The 18,748-nt window shown below is 72.1% G+C and carries 18 protein-coding genes; all 18 read left to right on the top strand.

Annotated elements, in window-relative coordinates; genetic code table 11:
- Positions 1-98: 98 nt before the first annotated feature.
- The 18 genes from ACJX2R_RS28205 to ACJX2R_RS28290 all read left to right on the top strand — a co-directional run bounded on the left by ACJX2R_RS28205 (position 99) and on the right by ACJX2R_RS28290 (position 18,667).
- Positions 99-797 carry a response regulator transcription factor gene (locus ACJX2R_RS28205; RefSeq protein WP_413102441.1) on the top strand — a complete coding sequence of 233 codons (699 nt, stop codon included), beginning with the start codon at positions 99-101 and terminating at the stop codon, positions 795-797.
- Entirely contained in the window at positions 794-2,245 is a 1,452-nt protein-coding gene (locus tag ACJX2R_RS28210; RefSeq protein WP_413102442.1) for an ATP-binding protein, read from the top strand. The genes ACJX2R_RS28205 and ACJX2R_RS28210 overlap by 4 nt, the downstream gene beginning before the upstream one ends.
- The gene (locus tag ACJX2R_RS28215) at positions 2,242-2,775 is read left to right on the top strand and encodes a hypothetical protein (protein ID WP_413102443.1); all 534 of its coding nucleotides are present in this window, start codon (positions 2,242-2,244) and stop codon (positions 2,773-2,775) included. Before ACJX2R_RS28210 ends, ACJX2R_RS28215 begins: the two co-directional genes overlap by 4 nt.
- A gap of 191 nt (positions 2,776-2,966) precedes the next feature.
- A complete protein-coding gene (locus ACJX2R_RS28220; protein ID WP_413102444.1) occupies positions 2,967-3,887 on the top strand; it encodes an alpha/beta fold hydrolase in 921 nt (306 codons plus the stop codon).
- A 121-nt stretch (positions 3,888-4,008) separates the two neighbouring features.
- Complete coding sequence (locus tag ACJX2R_RS28225) at positions 4,009-4,290, top strand: hypothetical protein (RefSeq protein WP_413102445.1); 282 nt, start codon at positions 4,009-4,011, stop codon at positions 4,288-4,290.
- A gap of 381 nt (positions 4,291-4,671) precedes the next feature.
- On the top strand, positions 4,672-5,298 hold the full coding sequence (locus tag ACJX2R_RS28230; RefSeq protein ID WP_413102446.1) for a DUF2617 family protein: 627 nt from the start codon (positions 4,672-4,674) through the stop codon (positions 5,296-5,298).
- A 120-nt stretch (positions 5,299-5,418) separates the two neighbouring features.
- On the top strand, positions 5,419-6,993 hold the full coding sequence (locus ACJX2R_RS28235; RefSeq protein ID WP_413105961.1) for a polyamine aminopropyltransferase: 1,575 nt from the start codon (positions 5,419-5,421) through the stop codon (positions 6,991-6,993).
- 330 nt (positions 6,994-7,323) lie between these two features.
- Positions 7,324-8,235, top strand: coding sequence for an SRPBCC domain-containing protein (locus ACJX2R_RS28240; RefSeq protein ID WP_413102447.1), 912 nt, complete (start codon positions 7,324-7,326; stop codon positions 8,233-8,235).
- Between the two features lie 25 nt (positions 8,236-8,260).
- Complete coding sequence (locus ACJX2R_RS28245) at positions 8,261-9,094, top strand: aldose 1-epimerase (protein ID WP_413102448.1); 834 nt, start codon at positions 8,261-8,263, stop codon at positions 9,092-9,094.
- A gap of 43 nt (positions 9,095-9,137) precedes the next feature.
- Positions 9,138-9,677, top strand: a complete 540-nt coding sequence (gene pyrE / locus ACJX2R_RS28250; RefSeq protein WP_413102449.1) for an orotate phosphoribosyltransferase — start codon at positions 9,138-9,140, stop codon at positions 9,675-9,677.
- Between the two features lie 213 nt (positions 9,678-9,890).
- Positions 9,891-10,913 (top strand): class II fructose-bisphosphate aldolase, encoded by a 1,023-nt coding sequence (gene fbaA / locus ACJX2R_RS28255; RefSeq protein WP_164433204.1) that lies wholly within the window; start codon positions 9,891-9,893, stop codon positions 10,911-10,913.
- 109 nt (positions 10,914-11,022) lie between these two features.
- The gene (locus tag ACJX2R_RS28260; RefSeq protein WP_413102450.1) at positions 11,023-12,600 is read left to right on the top strand and encodes an MFS transporter; all 1,578 of its coding nucleotides are present in this window, start codon (positions 11,023-11,025) and stop codon (positions 12,598-12,600) included.
- Between the two features lie 48 nt (positions 12,601-12,648).
- A complete protein-coding gene (locus ACJX2R_RS28265) occupies positions 12,649-13,062 on the top strand; it encodes a DUF3151 domain-containing protein (protein ID WP_385208100.1) in 414 nt (137 codons plus the stop codon).
- Between the two features lie 288 nt (positions 13,063-13,350).
- Positions 13,351-14,193, top strand: a complete 843-nt coding sequence (locus ACJX2R_RS28270; RefSeq protein ID WP_413102451.1) for a tryptophan 2,3-dioxygenase family protein — start codon at positions 13,351-13,353, stop codon at positions 14,191-14,193.
- A gap of 55 nt (positions 14,194-14,248) precedes the next feature.
- Complete coding sequence (kynU, locus tag ACJX2R_RS28275) at positions 14,249-15,472, top strand: kynureninase (protein WP_413105962.1); 1,224 nt, start codon at positions 14,249-14,251, stop codon at positions 15,470-15,472.
- A 3-nt stretch (positions 15,473-15,475) separates the two neighbouring features.
- Positions 15,476-16,414: an alpha/beta hydrolase gene (locus ACJX2R_RS28280; protein WP_413102452.1), complete on the top strand. Its 939-nt coding sequence runs from the start codon at positions 15,476-15,478 to the stop codon at positions 16,412-16,414.
- Between the two features lie 124 nt (positions 16,415-16,538).
- Positions 16,539-17,966 carry a sensor histidine kinase gene (locus ACJX2R_RS28285; RefSeq protein WP_413102453.1) on the top strand — a complete coding sequence of 476 codons (1,428 nt, stop codon included), beginning with the start codon at positions 16,539-16,541 and terminating at the stop codon, positions 17,964-17,966.
- Positions 17,963-18,667, top strand: a complete 705-nt coding sequence (locus ACJX2R_RS28290) for a response regulator (RefSeq protein WP_413102454.1) — start codon at positions 17,963-17,965, stop codon at positions 18,665-18,667. The genes ACJX2R_RS28285 and ACJX2R_RS28290 overlap by 4 nt, the downstream gene beginning before the upstream one ends.
- Positions 18,668-18,748: the final 81 nt, after the last annotated feature.

An 18,748-nucleotide genomic window follows, 5' to 3' on the forward strand; every position in this document is an offset into this window, starting at 1 on the left:
TTGGCCGCACCATGGGCGACTGCCCGATACCTCCTCGATGCCGGATCGCCGCACGCTGATGCCGGTTTTCCGCACGCTCTGTGGAAGGAGCCCTGTCCATGCCCCGCGTCCTGTTGATCGAGGACGATCCGGCCGTGCGCCGCGGTGTCGTCCTGGGCCTGTCCCGCAACGGGCATGAGACCGAGGCGGTCGGCACCGGCGAGGACGGTCTGGAGGCGCTGGCCGCCTTCAAGCCCGACCTCGTGCTCCTCGATCTGATGCTGCCCGGCATGAGCGGCCTGGAGCTGTGCGGCCGTATCCGCGAGACCAGCCGCCTGCCGATCGTGATCCTGTCCGCGCGCGGCGACGACATGGACGTCGTGATCGGCCTGGAGGCAGGCGCCGACGACTATGTCGTCAAGCCCGCGAGCGCCGCGGTCATCGAGGCCCGTATGCGCGCGGTGCTGCGTCGCGTCGCGCCCGCCCAGGCCGACACCGGCGCGGCTGCCGGCTGCACCGTCGTGGGCGATCTGGAGATCGACCGCGACGCGCTGATCGCCCGCAAGCGCGGTGCGGAACTCCCACTCGCCCCATCCGAACTGAAGCTGCTGCTCTTTCTCAGCGCCGCGCCGAAGCGGACCTTCAGCCGCCAGCAGTTGCTCGAAGACATCTGGGAGCACAGCTACTACGGGGACGCCCGTCTGGTCGACGCCTGCGTGATGCGGCTGCGCGCCAAGATCGAGGAGGACCCACGCCACCCGGTGTACGTCCAGACCGTGCGCGGCTTCGGCTACCGCTTCGGCCCGCTGCCCGCATGAGACTCGCGCTCCCGCGCGGCCTGCGCTCGCGCACGGTCGTCGCATTCCTCCTGGTCGCCGCGCTCAGCGCGCTCATCACCGCCGCGCTCACCTTCCGCCAGGCCCGCAGCGCGATCCTGGACCGCACCCAGAACAGCGCCGTCCACGACCTGCGCCTCCAAGTCGACTCGCTCGTGCCCAATCTGCCGCCCGACCCCACCCCCACAGACCTGCGCACCTTCGCCCGCCAACTGGACCGCGCCTCGGGATCGCGCGGCTGGCACACGGCCGTCTCCCGCGACGGCGGCCCGCCCATCGGCACCGCGGACGAGATCAGCGGCGCCCTGCGCGCCGCGACAAAGCGCGGCGACACCACCTTCTACGAGCGCGTGGCACCCTCCGGTGATCCCCGGCTGCTCATCGGCATGCCGGTGACCTACACGAGCCGGGGGGATGGAGCGGGACAGCCGTCAGGGCTCGTCGTCTACGCGGTTCTCTCGTTGCACGGCGAACGGGCCGATATCTCCGCGCTGATCACCGCGGCCTGGGCGGGAGCCCTCCCCACCCTCGCCTTCGCCGTCGTCCCCGCCCTGTTCGCGGTCCGCCGCGTACTGCGTCCGGTACGACAGCTGCGTACCGCCGCCCAGAAGATCACGTCGGGGGCCCTTGACACCCGCCTGGACGTCGTCGGCAAGGACGAACTCGCCGCGCTGACCAGCACGTTCAACACGATGGCCGCCACGTTGGAACGAGACGATGCCGAACTACGGCGTATGGAAGCCAACGCCCGCCGATTCGCCGCCGACGTCTCGCACGAGCTGCGCACCCCGCTCGCCGCGATGGCTGCCGTCACCGACGCCCTCGACGAGGACGCCCGCTCCGGCACGCTCCCCCCGGATACCGCCGACGCGGTCCTCCTCATCAGCGACGAGACCCGCAAGCTGGCCGTCATGGTGGAGGACCTGATGGAGATATCCCGCTTCGACGCGGGCTCGGCGGTTCTGCACCTGGACGACGTGAGCCTGCGCACCCTCATCCACAAGACACTTCAGCTGCGCGGCTGGCGGGAACCGGACGAGGTGATCGCCGAGCTTCCCGAGGACGATCCGCGCATCCGGGTCGACGCACGCCGCATCGACGTCGTCCTCGCCAATCTGATCGGCAACGCGCTGCGGCATGGCACCGCGCCCGTCACCGTCCGGGCGACCTCCGCACAGGAGGCTGTCGTGATCGAGGTCGCCGACCACGGCCCCGGCATCCCGGATGATGTCCTGCCCCGCGTCTTCGACCGCTTCTACAAGGCGGATGCCGCGCGGACCCGCTCTGAAGGCAGCGGCCTCGGACTCGCCATCGCGACGGAGAACGTCCGGCTGCACCACGGCACCCTCACCGCCGCCAACCTCCCGGATGGTGGCGCCGTCTTCACCGTGACCCTCCCGCACAGGCCCACACCGGAGGACCCGTCATGAAACGTCAACTGGCGAACGTCGCTGTGCTGTTGGCCTTCTGCTCGGCCGGGTGCGGGGTCGGTTCCGCCGGCCCGGCCCCGGCCGGCGCCCCGGCCTCCGGTCTGCACAAGGGTTCCGTGTCCCCCTACGCCCGCCTCTACTTCGTCGGCCCGTACGGCCTGCGGGCCGCAATCCGTGAAGTGGACGCCCCCGTGACCCCGCAACAGGCCCTCGACCTCCTCCTCAAGGGCCCCGACACGGCCGAGCGGGCCCGTGGCCTGAGCTCCGAGGTGTCCCCGGATCACGGGCGCCTGATCGCGCGGGCCGCCGACGGCGCCGTGGACCTGTACCTCCCGGTGACCGTGGCGGACATGACCGGAGGCGGCAGCCTCGGCCTCAGCCAGATCATCTGCACGATGGCCAACGCCGACCTACCCGGCGGCAAGCGGCCCCCCGACGTGGACGTACGGGTCCATGAGCCGAGCTACGCGACGGCATGGACAGTGCGATGCGACGCGGCGGGCAATGTCGTCCCCCTGCCGAGAAGCTGAGCTGCTCAGATGGCTAGGCGTATGGCTAGGTGCGCTGACCGGAGAGGTTGGGGACGCGGCGGGCGGGCTGTCCCCCGGGCGAGCTACGGGCGGGTGCGCTCTGTGCGGTGACGATTCCGGGGCTCCGGGTCCATAGCGTCTGAGAGGCCCGCGGGGAGCGGGTGACCCAGACTCTCTCAGGGGGAAGAACGATGATCCGCAGTGCCCGGGTGCCCGCCGTGATCGCGCTGTCCTGTGCCGTGGCCGGTGTGGGGCTCGTCGGCTGTGAGGATTCCAAGAAGGCGGATTCCGAGACGTCCGCCACCACGTCCGCCACCGCTTCGGAGAAGGCGGGCGAGCAGGACCTGCTCACTGGCACCAAGAAGATCGAGGTCGGCGGCCAGTTGGTGAACGTGTCCTGTTCGGGGACTTCGGCGGACGGCGGGCCGGTCATCATGCTGCTGGCCGGGGGTGGCGACGGGCTGGACAAGGTGGCCGGGATCCAGAAGACCCTGAGCAAGAAGAACCGGGTCTGCTCCTACGACCGGCTCGGCGAGGGCGCCAGCGACAAGCCCAACGGGCCGCAGACCCTCAAGAGCACGGGGAAGGTGCTGACCGCGGTGCTCGACCAGGTCGCCGGTGACGCTCCGGTCGTCCTGGCCGGGCATTCGCTGGGTGGGCTGATCGCCGCCCGGTACGCCCCCGACCACCAGGACAGGATCAAGGGGCTGGTCCTGATGGACGCCACCTCGCCGACCCAGACCGCCGATCTCAACAAGGGGATCCCCGAATCCGCCACCGGCCCGGCGGTCGAACTGCGTGAGCAGACGCTGGCGATCCTGCACGGAGGGGAGCCGGAAAAGCTCACGGTGCCCGACGGGGAGGTCCGTTCCGCCGGGGACATCCCTGTGGAGGTGATCCACCACGGGAAGCAGTACCTCGCGGAGGTGCCCGACTACGGGCCGGGCCTGGAGCGGGCGTGGACCAAGGGCCAGCGCAAGTGGCTCGCGGTCTCCAGCCGCTCCAAGCTGAGCACCGCCAAGACCAGCGCCCACTACATCTACGTCGACCAGCCGGATGTCGCCGTGCGGGCGATCGAGCGCGTCACCTCCCAGGCCGCGGACCGCGCATAGGGCGCACGCTGAACCTCTGGACTTCCTCAACTCCGCTTTGACCCCGCATGAGGTCGGGCATGGGACCCGGCAGGTACGAAGCGGTACCTCGCTACGGGGGATTGGAAGGAGAGTGAGGACCATGGGTCCTGTTGTCATCTTTGTCGTGCTGGCATTCACGTTCGCGGCGCTCGCCGCGCTGGGCGCCGGTCGGTCGAAGGGGTACAGCGGGCGGCGCAAGCGGTCCTGGGGGGCCGGTTCCAGCGGGGCCGCCGGTGGCGGCTGGTGGGCCGGTGGCGACGGCGGCGGTGGCGGTGGTCACCACGGCGGCGGTGGCTGCGGCGGTGGGAGCGGCTGCGGTGGCGGGGGTGGCTGCGGTGGCGGCGGTGGTGGCGGTGGTGGCGGCTGCGGCGGGGGTGGCTGACCCGCGGTTTCCGCGGCCTTTACGGTCGCCGCGCGGCCTTACGGTCGTCATGCCGTTCTTACGGTTGCCATGTCGGTTGGCATTTCCTTCTTACGGTTGCCACGCCGTCCTTACGGCAGTGAAGCGATGAGCCAGCGCCCGGCGCGCCAACGTGCGCCGGGCGCTGGCTTGTTGAACACTTGCCCTAAGGAGCGCCCTAGGGGGTGGAAACCCGGCGAAGGTGGGTAAAAACGATGTGGCGCCCAGCATTTCATGATTCCGTATACCACCAATCGACCTTACGGCCCCACGTGGGCACGAGCCGCCGTATGCGCATGCCCCTGGTCCCCCGCGGGGCGAGCTGGCCCAACTTTTTCCACTGCGTGCTTGCGGAGCCGATCCATGCTCACGACCCTCAAGACTGCCTACACCGATACCCGCGCCGCTGACCTCGCCTGGGGCCTGGGACGGGAACCGCTTCCCGCCCTCGCTGTGCTCGATCTTCAACTTCATGACTTCGCCGTCCAGTTGAGGCTTCTGGGAGCCTCCCACCAGGTCCTCCTCGAGGGGGAGGGCAGCCGTTGCTCGGAGACCGTGGCCTGTATGTCCGGCAACAGCACCCCGCTTCCGCTGGGGGTTTCCACCCTCGTCGACGGCCGCGAGTACGAATTCGCGGCGCGCGTCGAGGAGTTGTCGCAAGGGGCCTTCGCCGGGCGCGCGCAGGAGCTGCTCGCGCTGGTGGCCGACCATCCGCACGGTCTGGCCGGTACGTTCCCCGGCAGCCCGAACGCCTTCACGGCGCTGCTCGCGCAGTGGAACGAGGGCGCGGTGGGCTGGCGGACCTGGCATGCCTACCCCCAGGAGGGGCGGTTGGTCACCACCCGCACCTGTGTCGGGGCCCGGGTGCCGGCCGCGCTCCGGCCGCCGGGCGCGGGTGGACTCGATATGAGTGGCCTGCCCGGTGGCCTGCCGGACGGGCTGTCGGGCGGGCTGTCGGGTGGGGTGCCGCCCCAAGTCCCCTGCGTCTGAAGGGGATCGCGTGTGGCCGAGAGGTCATCAATGCCAGATGTGCGAACGGCAATGCACCCGTGTGGGGGACGAGACGTAAGCGATATGTGACGTAGCGTTCCCTTTGTGATCGATTCGCCCATGTCCGCCGTCTCGGATGCGCCGTCGTCGCCGGAATCCGGCCCTCCGGCGCGGCTGCCCGTGCGGGCGGGGCTCGGCCGCTTTCTCGTGCTCGGCACGGTCTTCGTCTGCGCCGCCTGCGGGCTCGTCTACGAGCTCGAACTCGTCGCCCTCGCCTCGTACTTGGCGGGTGACTCGGTCACCCAGGCATCCGTGGTGCTGTCCGTGATGGTCTTCGCCATGGGCGTCGGCTCGCTGCTGGCCAAGCGGCTGCGCTGCCGGGCCGCCGTGGGCTTCGGCGCCATCGAGGCGGTGCTCGCGCTCGTCGGCGGCTGCTCGGCGATGGCGCTGTACGCGTGCTTCGCGTGGGGCGGTCACTCGCGCTCCGCGCTGGTCGGCTTCTCGTTCGCCATCGGTGTGCTCATCGGGGCCGAGGTGCCGCTGCTGATGACCCTCATCCAGCGGGTGCGCCGGCAGGACGCGGGCGGCGCGGTGGCCGATCTGTTCGCGGCGGACTACGTGGGCGCACTGGTCGGCGGGCTCGCCTTCCCCTTTCTGCTGCTGCCCGCGTTCGGCCAGCTGACCGGCGCGCTGGTCACCGGCGCGGTCAACGCGGTCGCGGGCGGCGCGCTGGTGCTCTGGCTGTTCCGCCGCGATCTGAGCGTACGGGCGCGGTGGACGCTGATCGTCGCCAATGGGCTGGTGCTCGTCGCGCTGGCCGTCGGTGCCGTGCTGACCCCCTCCTTCGAGCGGGCCGCCCGACAGGCCGTCTACGGACCGGGGGTGCGGGTCGCGCTGCGCACCGGCGAGCAGGAGATCGTGCTGGTGGGCGGGGGGACGAGCGGGCGGCCGCTGTCGCTGTTCCTCAACGGGCGGCTGCGGGTCAGCGGGCGCGACGAGGTCCGCTACCACGAGGCGCTGATCCACCCGGCGATGGCCGCCGGACCGCACGGCCGGGTGCTGGTGCTGGGCGGGGGCGACGGGCTCGCGGTGCGCGAGATCCTGCGGTACGCGGGGGTCCGCTCGGTGACCGTCGTGGAGCGGGACGCTGAGGTGGTGCGGCTGGCCCGGCGCGATCCCGGGCTGTCCGCGCTCAACGGCGGCGCCTACCGCGATCCGCGGGTGCGGGCGGTGACGGCGGACGCCTTCGACTGGCTGCGCCGGTCCATGGCGTACGACGTGGTGGTGTGCGATCTGCCCGCCCCCGAGCTCACCCCGAGCACCAAGTACTACTCCCAGGAGTTCTACGGCCTGGCCGAGCGGGTGCTGGCGCCCGGCGGTCGGCTGGTGGTCCACGCCGGGCCGCTGCGGCCCGATCCGCGGGCGTTCTGGACGGTGGACGCGACGATGCGCTCGGTCGGGCTGCGGACCACTCCGTATGTGATCGGCGCCCCGCGCCCCGGGCGCGGCAGCCCGCACGACTGGGGGTTCGTCCTGGCGGCGCGCTCCCCGGTCGGGCTGCGGCTGGCCCCGCACCGGCCGCGGCCGCGCTCGCTGACGGAGGAGGGGCTGCGGGCGGCCCGCCGCACGGCAGAGCGCGCTCGGGAGAGGGGCCTGTCCCCGTCGACGCTCATGCGTCCGCGCTATGGGGAGTGACGCCCCGGCCTGTGGGGTGTGTCCGACGGATCGTGACGCCTGTGGTGGATCTTTCCCCTACCCGCTCCTTCCCGCTATCAGGGGCTTCGCCCCTGGACCCGGCCCCCGGGGTCTGGGGCAGAGCCCCAGTTCCGGGGAGGGGCGGGTAGGGGAAAGCCTCGAGACGCCACGGCGGGTCCGGTAGTGGGGCGGGCATGGCGGCGGGTGCCCGCCCGCGTGCGGGGCGTGTCCGCGCGCCGGGGGCTCGCGTCGGCGGCGTACGTCAGCGGCGCGCGGAAAGTTGCGCGGGAACGGGTCTCAGCGAACGTGCGATGGGTACTGTCTTGAGCTATGGAGCATGAGGTGTTCGTTCCGTTTCCCGTCGACACCGTCCGGCTGGCGCTCGCGGAGCCCGCCCGCGTCGCTCGTTGCGTTCCCGGGCTCCAGCAGGACGCCGATGAGGCCGCCGGTCCGCTCGCCGGCCGGCTGCGGCTGCGCATCGGCGGGTCCACCATCACCTATCGCGGCGCGCTGCGCGTCGTCCGGCGCGCCGATGCCTTCGAGGTCGAGGGCGAGGGCGGCGAGGCGCGGGGCAGCGGCTCGGTGAAACTCGCGCTGACCATCACGCCGAAGCCCATCGAGGGCGGTACGCGGCTGAACTGCTCCGGGACGGTCCACAGCGACGGACGGCTGGCCGAGTTCGACGACGAGGCGGTCACCACCGTGGCCCGCCGGATGCTGGACCGGTTCGCCGCGGCGCTCACGGCCGGGCTGGAGACGTCCCCGATCGGCGCGCCCACGGAGGACGAGGCTCCCGGCCAGGCCGCTGACGAGGGCACTGACGAGGCCGTCGGCGAGGGCACCGACGCGGCGGCTGACGCGGGTGCGGCCGCCGCCGCGGACGAGACCGGCCTGCCGACCGAGGCCGAGCTTCCGCTGTCGGCCGACGACATGGACATCGAGGACGTCGGCGACCTCGAGGATCTGGACGAGGTGGACGGCGTCGAGGAGCCGGTCGGCTTCGGCGATCTCGACGACCTCGACGAGGAGCCCCCGGCCGAGGCCGCCCACGCCCGCCGCACGATGATCGGCCGCTCCACCGAGGAGGTCGACCACGCCCCGCCGCGCGGCCGCTACGCCCCGGTACCCGCGCCCGAGACCGTCTCCACCAGCGCCACACTGCGCTGGGCCGCGCCCGCCGCGGCCGTCGTGCTCGCCTCGGTCGTCGTCGTGGGCCGTCGCGTACTTCGCCGCCGCCGATGACCCCGGGCGCATAGGCTCGGTGTTTGTGACCACCGAAGACACAACGGAGACCAAGGGCGTACGGCTGACCGCCGGGGACGCCGAGCTGACCGTCTCGCCCGAGAACGGCTGCCGCATCGGTTCATTGCGCATCGGCGGTACGGAGGTGCTGCGACAGGGCCCGCGGTTCGGGTCGTTCCCGATGGTGCCGTGGTGCGGCCGTACCGGTCTCGGCCGGTTCCGCAACGGCGGGCGGATCCACCAACTGCCCATCAACTCCCCGCCGCACGCGATCCACGGGACCGGCCGGAACGTCGAATGGGCCCCCGTCAGCACGGGCCAGTCCAGCGCGGCCTTCACATACGACCTCGCCGACCCCTGGCCGTACGAGGGCCGGGTCACCCAGAACTTCGAGCTCTCCCCGGACAGCCTGACCGTCACCATGAGCGTGGAGACCGAGGGCGATTCCTTCCCGGCGCAGGCGGGCTGGCATCCATGGTTCCTGCGGAACCTGGGCGACGGCGGCCCCGATGACGAGGTCGGCCCCGATGTCGAGATCGCCTTCGATGCCGCATGGCAGGAGGAGCGCGGCGAGGACCACCTCCCCACCGGCCGCCGGATCGCACCGAAGCCCGGCCCCTGGGACGACTGCTTCGGGATGCCGCAGGGGGTGGATGTCACGCTCACCTGGCCCGGCCGACTGGAGCTGAAGGTCACCAGCCGGACGGAGTGGGTGGTCGTCTACGACGAACAGGCGGAGGCGGTGTGCGTCGAACCGCAGTCCGGCCCGCCCAACGGACTCAACCTCCTGCCGCGCCTGGTCACCCCCATCGAGCCGCTGGAGATCGCCATGACCTGGAGCTGGCGCACCCTGGCCTGACGCGGTCGGGATGACGCGGTCGGTCTCGCATAAGCTCAAGCGCATGAGCGATGCGCGTGACGCCCTGCTTCAGCAGATCAAGGACAAGGCCGTGGTCCACGGCAAGGTGACCCTCTCCTCCGGGCGTGAGGCCGACTACTACATCGACCTGCGCCGGATCACTCTGGACGCCGATGCCGCGCCGCTGGTCGGGCAGGTCATGCTCGAGACCACGGCCGATCTGGAGTACGACGCGGTCGGCGGGCTGACGCTGGGCGCCGACCCGGTGGCCACGTCCATGCTGCACGCCGCCGCCGCGCGCGGGCGCCGGCTCGACGCCTTCGTGGTCCGCAAGGCCCAGAAGACGCACGGTATGCAGCGGCGGATCGAGGGCCCGGACATCGCGGGCCGCCGGGTGCTGGTGGTCGAGGACACCTCCACCACCGGCGGTTCCCCGCTGACCGCGGTGGAGGCGGCACGGGAGGCGGGTGCGGAGGTTGTCGCGGTCGCGACGATCGTCGAGCGCGGCGCCGCGCCCGCGATCGCGGACGCCGGGCTGCCGTACCTCCCGGCGTACTCGCTCACCGACCTCGGGCTGAGCTGAATCAGGAGCTGAACCAGAAGCTGAACCAGGAGCTGAGTCATGCAGGCTGGGGAGGTGGGAGGTTTCACGTGAAACCACCCACCCCCGTCCGTGTGGTCTCGGCGTGCGCCGTGTGGAGCAATCGGCGGAGTCTGGGATTATGGCCCCCGACGATGACGTCGCCCCTAGGTCAGGGCCATGTACGACTAACCCGCACATACAAGGAGCGGTCAGATGCCCATCGCATCCCCTGAGATCTACAACGAGATGCTCGACCGGGCGAAGGCGGGCAAGTTCGCCTACCCGGCGATCAACGTGACCTCGACGCAGACTCTGCACGCCGCCCTGCGCGGTTTCGCCGAGGCGGAGAGCGACGGCATCGTCCAGATCTCCACCGGTGGTGCCGAGTTCCTGGGTGGCCAGTACAAGAAGGACATGGTGACCGGTGCGGTCGGCCTCGCCGAGCTCGCGCATGTCGTGGCCGAGAAGTACCCGGTCAACATCGCCCTCCACACCGACCACTGCCCGAAGGACAAGCTGGACGGCTATGTCCGTCCGCTGCTCAAGGTCTCGCAGGAGCGCGTCGCCAAGGGTCAGAACCCGCTGTTCCAGTCCCATATGTGGGACGGTTCCGCCGAGACCCTCGCCGACAACCTCGACATCGCGCAGGAGCTGCTGGCCGAGGCGGTCAAGGCGAAGATCATCCTCGAGGTCGAGATCACCCCGACCGGTGGCGAGGAGGACGGCGTCACCCACGAGATCAACGACAAGCTGTATACGACGGTGGACGACGCCCTGCGCACCGCCGAGGCCCTGGGCCTGGGCGACAAGGGCCGCTACCTGCTGGCCGCCTCCTTCGGCAACGTCCACGGCGTCTACAAGCCGGGCAATGTCGTCCTCCGCCCGGAGCTGCTGCGTGACCTCCAGGACGGTGTCGGCGCGAAGTACGGCAAGCAGGACCCGTTCTTCTTCGTCTTCCACGGCGGCTCCGGCTCCACGGAGCAGGAGATCCGCACCGCGCTGGAGAACGGCGTGGTGAAGATGAACCTCGACACGGACACCCAGTACGCCTTCAGCCGTCCGATCGCGGACCACATGTTCCGCAACTACGACGGGGTGCTGAAGGTGGATGGCGAGGTCGGCAACAAGAAGACGTATGACCCGCGGAGCTGGGGGAAGCTGGCCGAGACGGGGATGGCTGAGCGGGTCACCAAGGCCTGTGCGGATCTTCGGTCTACCGGGACGAAGCTGAAGTAGTTCTTCGGCTCGCCCCTTCGGGCCCGGCTTCTCGCCTTGCGGCGAGTTTGCCGGGCCCGTTCGCGTTCTGGGCTGGCCCCGGGGGCGCCGCCCGGGGCATGATCCAGGTATGGCAGGTGTGCGACTGTCCGTGCCGGCCGGGCGGTGGTTGGTGTTCACCACCGTGCTGGGGTCCGCCATGGCCCTGCTCGACAGCACCGTCGTCAATGTCGCCCTGCCGCGCATCGGCCTCGACCTGGGCGCAGATCTCCCCGTACTCCAGTGGACCGTCAACGCCTACATGCTCACCCTCGCCGGGCTGATCCTGCTCGGCGGGGCGCTGGGGGACCGGTTCGGGCGGCGGCGGGTGTTCGTCATCGGGGTGGTGTGGTTCGCGCTGGCCTCGCTGGTGTGCGGGCTTGCGCCGAACGCCGGGGTGCTCATCGCAGCGCGGGCGTTCCAGGGCATCGGCGGGGCGCTGCTCACCCCCGGGTCGCTGGCGCTGATCCAGTCCGTGATCCACCCCGATGACCGGGCGCGGGCGATCGGGCTGTGGTCCGGCTTCGGCGGTATCGGGGCGGCGATCGGGCCGTTCCTCGGCGGCTGGCTGGTGGACGGGCCCGGCTGGCGCTGGGTGTTCTTCATCAATGTGCCGCTGGCGGCGGTGTGCGTGCCGGTGGCTTTGCGCCACGTACCGGAGACCCGTGATCCGCGGCCGCGCGGCCGGTTCGACGTCCTCGGCGCCGTGCTGGGGGCGGCGGCCCTCGCCCTGGTCACCTATGCGCTGATCGCCGCGCCGCAGAAGGGCGCCTCGCCCGCCGTGGTGGTTCCGGGCGTCGCCGGGCTGGCGCTGGGGGCGGTCTTCATCGTCGTGGAGCGGAGGCTGCGCGAGCCGATGCTGCCGCTGTCCATCTTCGCCTCCCGCCAGTTCAGCGCCGTCAATGTGGTGACCCTGTGTGTCTACGCGGCCTTCGGCGGCTTCTTCTTCCTCTCGGTGCTCGACCTCCAGGTGGTGGTGGGCTACTCCGCCCTCGCCGCCGGTACCGCGCTGCTGCCCACGACCACGCTGATGCTGCTGCTGTCGGCCCGTTCGGGGGAGCTGGGCAAGCGCATCGGCCCGCGGATCCCGCTGACCCTCGGCCCGCTGCTGTGCGCGGCGGGGATGCTGCTGATGACCCGGGCCGGGGTGGGGGCGGTGTACTGGCGGGACATCCTGCCCGCGCTGTTGGTGCTGGGCCTGGGCATGGTCGTGGTGGTCGCCCCGCTCACCGCGACCGTCCTGGCCTCGGTGGACGTCGCCCGCGCGGGCCTGGCCAGCGGGGTGAACAACGCGGCGGCGCGGGCGGCCGGGCTGGTCGCGGTGGCGGCGCTGCCGCTGCTCGCGGGGATGGGCCCGGAGGCGTACCGATCGGCGGACGCCTTCTCGAGCACCTTCCGGCGGGCGATGCCGATCTGTGCCGGGGTGCTGGTGCTGGGGGCGCTCCTCGCCTGGCGCACGGTGCGCTCGGACGCGCTGGAGCAGGCGGGCGCGGAGGTGGCGGCGGAGCCGGAGCGGGCCGGGGCCGCGGTGCCGGCGGAGGGCGCCGAGGGCGCCGCGCGGGCGGCCGGGCCGCCGTGCCGCCCCGAGTGCGCCTACCACTGCGGGGTGTCCGCGCCGCCCCTGGACCCGGGCGAACGAAGCCCCCGTACCCGACCCGCGTCCTCCTGATGGCTTGAGCGTGTCGGGTGGGGCCCCGGACCAGGCAGACTGGAACCCATGGCCATTCACGAGAACCTGCTCGGGGGACCGCCCCCGACCCATCTGCCCGACGACCCGGAGCCGCGCGAGCTGCTCGCCTCCGGCGCGGCCCCGGCCGAGGTCGCCGCGAAGTACCCGGCCTCCTCGCTCGCCTGGGCGCAGCTCGCCGACGAGGCGTTCGAGGCCGGCCGGGTGGTCGAGTCCTACGCGTACGCCCGCACCGGCTACCACCGCGGGCTCGACGCCCTGCGCCGCAGCGGCTGGAAGGGCCACGGTCCGGTGCCCTTCGAGCACGAGCCCAACCGGGGCTTCCTGCGCGCCCTGCACGCGCTCGCGCGCGCCGCGCAGTCCATCGGCGAGGAGGAGGAGTACGAGCGCTGCTCGACCTTCCTGCGTGAGAGCTCCCCGACCGCGGCGGACACGCTCTCCTGACGCGCGTCTCCTGATGCGCGTCTCCTGATGCGCGTCTTCTGACGCGCGTCTTGTGATCCACGTTTCCTGATCCCGCCTCCCCTGATCCGCTGGGACAGGGCGAGGCGCACCGGGCCTGTGGGGTGTCGTATGCCCCACGGGCCCCTTCCGTACTTGCCGATCGTCCGCGCTGCGCGGATGATGCGGTGCGGGGCCCCTTCGGCTGTGGGCCCCGAGGGGACCGGGGCTCCGAGACCGAAGGGAAGGGGCGGACCGCTACCCGGTAGCGAGCAGTACTCAGGAGATGCGATGTCGCAGCAGCCTGTCCCTCAGCATGCCGAGTCCGACGCCCCGAATCTGGACTTCGACGGCACCACGCCGTACGAGGACTACGTCCGGGCGTCCGTGCTCACCCACCTCCAGCACCCCCTCTCCGACGACCCCGGAGAGATGGTCTTCCTGGTCACCACCCAGGTCATGGAGCTGTGGTTCACCGTGATCGTCCATGAGTGGCAGACCGCCGCGCAGGCGCTGCGCGAGGACGATCTGCCCACCGCGATGGCCGCTCTCCAGCGCTCGGCCTACGAGCTGGAGTCGCTCAACGCCTCGTGGACACCGCTGGCCCATCTCACCCCCGGCCAGTTCAACGCGTACCGCTCCGCGCTCGGCGAGGGCTCCGGCTTCCAGTCGGCGATGTACCGGCGGCTGGAGTTCCTGCTCGGCGAGAAGTCCGCGTCCATGCTCGTCCCGCACCGGGGCGCGCCGCGGGTCCACGCCGAGCTGGAGAAGGCGCTGACCGAGCCCAGCCTGTACGACGAGGTGCTGCGCCATCTCGCGCGCCGCGGCCTCGCCATCCCGGCCGCGGTGCTGGACCGCGACCCCGCCCTGCGCCATGAACCGGATCCCGGGGTGGAGCGGGTCTGGGAGGAGATCTACTCAGGCCCGAGCGACAGCGAGCTGATCCGGCTCGGCGAGGCGCTCACCGAGGTCGCCGAACTGGTGTGGCGCTGGCGCAATGACCACCTGGTGGCGACCCGGCGGGCGATGGGCTCCAAGACCGGCACCGGGGGCTCGGCCGGGGTCGCCTGGCTGGAGAAGCGCGCGGCCAAGAACGTCTTCCCCGAGCTGTGGACGGCGCGCAGCCATGTCTGACGCGACGATTCCCACGGGGTCGGCTGGTACCGAGCCGACCGAGCCCGGCCCGTCCATGAACGGTCTCCCCGAGGCCGCTCCGGCCGACGAGGCCGCCAGGCTCGACGCGGCCGACCCGCTGCGCGCCAAGCGCGACGCCTTCACCCTCGACGACACGATCTACCTCGACGGCAACTCGCTGGGCGCGCTGCCCCGCGCCGTCCCGCCCCGGCTGGCCGACGTAGTCGCCCGCGAATGGGGTGAGCTGCGCATCCGTTCCTGGGAGGAGAGCGGCTGGTGGACCGCGCCGGAGCGGATCGGCGACCGCGTCGGCCGGCTCATCGGCGCCGCCCCCGGCCAGGTCGTGGTGGGCGACTCGACGAGCGTGAACGTCTTCAAGGCGGTCGTCGCGGCCGTACGGATCGCCCAGGAGCGCGGCGCCCACCGGGACCAGATCCTGGTGGACGAGGCCACCTTCCCCACCGACGGCTATATCGCCGAGTCCGCCGCCCGGATGACCGGCTGCACCGTGCGGCCGGTGGCCGCGGGCGACGTCCCGACCGCCGTCGGCGCGCGCACCGCCGTCGCGCTCGTGAACCATGTGGACTACCGCACCGGCCGCCTCCACGACCTGCCCGGGACCACGGCCGCCGTGCACGCGGCGGGCGCGCTCGTGGTGTGGGACCTGTGCCACAGCGCGGGCGCCCTGCCGGTCGGGCTGGACGCCCATGGGGTGGACCTCGCGGTGGGCTGCACCTACAAGTACCTCAACGGCGGGCCCGGCGCGCCCGCGTATCTGTATGTCGCGCGGGCCCATCAGCCACGCTTCGACTCGCCGCTGCCCGGCTGGAACTCGCATGCCGATCCCTTCGGCATGGCCTCCGCCTACGCCCCGGCCGACGGCGCGGTCCGCGGCCGCGTCGGCACCCCGGACATCCTCTCGATGCTGGCGCTTGAGGCCGCGCTCGAGGTGTGGGACGACGTGCCGGTCGAGGACGTCAGGGCCAAGAGCCTGGCGCTGACGGACTTCTTCCTCCGCTGCGTCGAGACTTACGTCCCGGCGGGCCGGGTCCGGTCGATCACCCCCGTCGCGCACGCCGAGCGCGGCAGCCAGGTGGCGCTGCGGTGCGCGGCGGCGGGGGAGGCCGGGGAGGTGATGGCGGAGCTGGTGCGGCGCGGTGTCGTGGGCGACTTCCGCCGCCCCGATGTGCTGCGCTTCGGCTTCACCCCGCTCTATACGGGCTTCGCCGAGGTGGAGCGGGCGGCGCGGGTGCTGGCCGATGTGCTGAAGGAGGGCTGACCGGTGGGCGGGGCGACGGCGGGGGCGGCGGCCGAGGAGACGTCGGTCTTCGGGCTCGCGCCCGTGGCACCGGCCCGGACCGCCGCGTACGGCGAACACCCGGACCAGGTGGTGGACTTCTATCTGCCGCCACCCGGCACGGACGGGGCCGCCCGCACCGCCCCGCTGGTCCTCCTCTTCCACGGCGGCGCCTGGCGCGCCCCTTACGACCGCCGCCATGTCTCGCCGTTCGCCGCCTTCCTGGCGGGGCGGGGGCTGGCGGTGGCGTCCGTCGAGTACCGCCGTGGTGGGGCTGACCCCGCGCGGGCCGGGCGGTGGCCGGAGACGTTCGACGACATCGCGGCCGCCGTGGACGCCGTGCCGGGCCTCGTCCGGCAGCTCGGGCTCCCCGGGGCCGACCCGGACCGCGTGGTGCTCACCGGGCACTCCGCGGGCGGGCACGCCGTGCTGTGGGCGGCGGCCCGGCACCGGCTGCCGTCCGGCACTCCCTGGCATCTGCGCTCCCCCTCCCCGCTCCGCGGCGTCGTCGCCCTCGCCCCCATCGCCGACCTCACCACCGCCCGTGCGCTGGACGTCTGCTCCGGCGCCGTCGACGAACTCCTCGGCGAACTCCTCGGCGAAGGCGCTGACGAAGGCGAAGGCGCGGGCGGTGGTGGCAGCGGTGGTGGTGGCGATGAGCTGACGGTCCGGCTGGGCCTCGCCGACCCCGCCGCGCTGCTGCCCACCGCGGTCCCCACCACCATCGTGCAGGGCGGCACCGACATCGATGTGCCACCGGCGGTCGCGGAAGCCTTCGCGGAGGCGGCGGTCCGCGCCGGACAGGACGTGCGGCTGATCAGGACCGATGGCGGCCACTTCCCGCCCATCGACCCCACGACCCCCGCCGCGCACACCGTCGCCGAGGAGATCGCCCGCCTGGCGGGGGCGCACCCGGCCACGTAACACCGAGCCGGACCCCGCCGCGTAACCCCGAGCCGGACCCCGCCGCGTAGTACTTGAGACGGACACCGCACAATCCACATTCCCGGGGACGACGCCGCGGGGCCCGCTCCCTACCGTTGACGGCGTGACTGAGACGATTCCGCGGACTGAACTCCGCACCATCCGCCGGGTGTTCTCCGATCTGCGGAAGGACTTGATCACCGGCGCCTTCGCCCTCCGCCCCGTGCCGCCCCTCGGCGATACGCATCCGCTGGTGCGCAAGATGCCCCCGTCGGCCCTGCCCTACGCGCCGTGGCTGCCGCATGCCGCGCTCACGGCCTTCGCCTTCTACCTCATGGCCGTGGCGGTCGAAATCGAGGGCGCGGGTCTGGCCCTACTCAGCGGTGTGCCACTGCTGTTGGCGCTCTACCGGCCGATCGGCGCCTGGTGGCTGTCGTTCGGCGGGAGCGTCGTCTGGGGTCTGGGTATCACCGACACGAGTGCGGGTGGCATGTGGCCCTGGCCGCCGACCTTGTTCGCCTCGTATATCGCGGTGATGGTGATCGTCGCGTTCCAGAACCGCCCCCGCGTGGCCGGACAGATGCTGCTGTTCACGGCCGTGTTCGGGTTCGCCTACGATCTCTCCGCGGATTGGCGGCAGACGAACGCCTTCCCGATGGTGGCCACCTCCTGTGTCATCGTGGGCGCCGTCGTCGCCCGGCGCAGTCTGCGCGAGACCAAGCAGCAGGTCGCCGTGCAGCAGTCGGCCACCCATGAGGAGCGCTCCCGCCGCACCCTGCTGGAGGAGCGCGCGACCATCGCCCGTGAGCTGCACGATGTGGTCGCGCACCACATGTCCGTGATCGCCATCCAGGCGGAGGCGGCGCCCTACCGGGTGGCGAACCCGCCCGAGGAGCTGGCCACCAGCTTCGCGACCATCCGGGAGAACGCGGTCGCCGCGCTCACCGAACTCCGCCGCGTCCTCGGCGTCGTCCGCGCCGACGACCCCGACGCCTACGCCGACGCCGACCCCGAGGCGCCCCAGCCGACCCTCGCCACGCTCGACACGCTCTTCGCGGGGGTCCGGGCGGCGGGGCTGACCGTCGAGCACATCACCACCGGCGCCGTACGGCCGCTGCCCTCCGGGGTGGAGCTGTCCGCGTACCGGATCGTCCAGGAGGCGCTGTCCAACGCGCTGCGGCACGCGCCCGGCAGCACCGCCCGCGTCGAAGTCGCGTACGTCCTCGGCGGTCTGGGCCTGCGGATCGTCAACGGCCCGCCCACCCAGACCGTACGGCCCTCGCCGGGCATGGGCCATGGGCTGCTCGGGATGCGGGAGCGCGTGGCCATGCTGGACGGGGAGATGACGGCGGGCGCGGTGGAGGAGGACGGCGGTTACGAGGTCGCGGTCTTCATCCCGGCCGCCGCGGTCCCCGAAGCGGAGGCGTCCGGACCGGATCCATCGGCACCGAAGCAGGGGCACGCGCCGGATGCGTCGGGCCAGGCACCGGAGTTGAAGAAGTCGGGGCTGGAGAAGGGGCCCGCCCCGGAGGGGGAGACGATGACGCCATGACCACCGACGCCCCCTCCCTCCCCTCTCCCATCCGCGTGCTGATCGCCGACGACCAGGTGATGGTCCGCGAGGGCTTCTCCGTGCTGCTGAACGCCCAGCCCGATATCGAGGTCATCGGCGAGGCGGTCGACGGGCGCCAGGCCATCGCCCAGGTGGCCGCGCTGCGCCCCGATGTCGTCCTGATGGACATCCGGATGCCGGAGATCAACGGCCTCGAGGCCACCCGCGAGATCGTCGCGGCGGACGCGGACGCCAAGGTGCTCGTCCTGACCACCTTCGACCTGGACGAGTACGTCTACCAGGCGCTGCGTGCCGGAGCGAGCGGCTTTCTGCTCAAGGACGCCTCCGCCCGGCAGCTCGGCGACGCGGTACGTGTCGTCGCGGCGGGCGAGGCGCTGCTGGCCCCGGCCGTCACCAAGCGCCTGATCAGCACGTTCTCGCGGATCGGTGAGGCCGCCGGGTTCGGTGGTCCGCTTCCCTCCCCACGGGGGCGGCTGGCCGAGCTGACCGAGCGGGAGAACGAGGTCCTGGTGCTGGTCGCCCAGGGCTGCTCCAACGCCGAGATCGCCGAGCGGCTGATCGTCGCCGAGTCGACGGTGAAGACGCACGTCAGCCGGATCCTGGTGAAGCTGGGGCTGCGCGACCGCACCCAGGCGGCGGTGTTCGCCTACGAGGTCCGCCTGGTGACGCCCGGAGGCTGACGCCCACCGGCCCGGCGAGCCCCCGGGACCGCACCTGGAGGCAGCCGGCGGCCTCTGGGTGCATCTGGCGTCCTCTCGGGG

It is taken from the genome of Streptomyces sp. Inha503, from assembly GCF_047215865.1.
In the GTDB taxonomy this organism is placed as follows: domain Bacteria; phylum Actinomycetota; class Actinomycetes; order Streptomycetales; family Streptomycetaceae; genus Streptomyces; species Streptomyces lycopersici.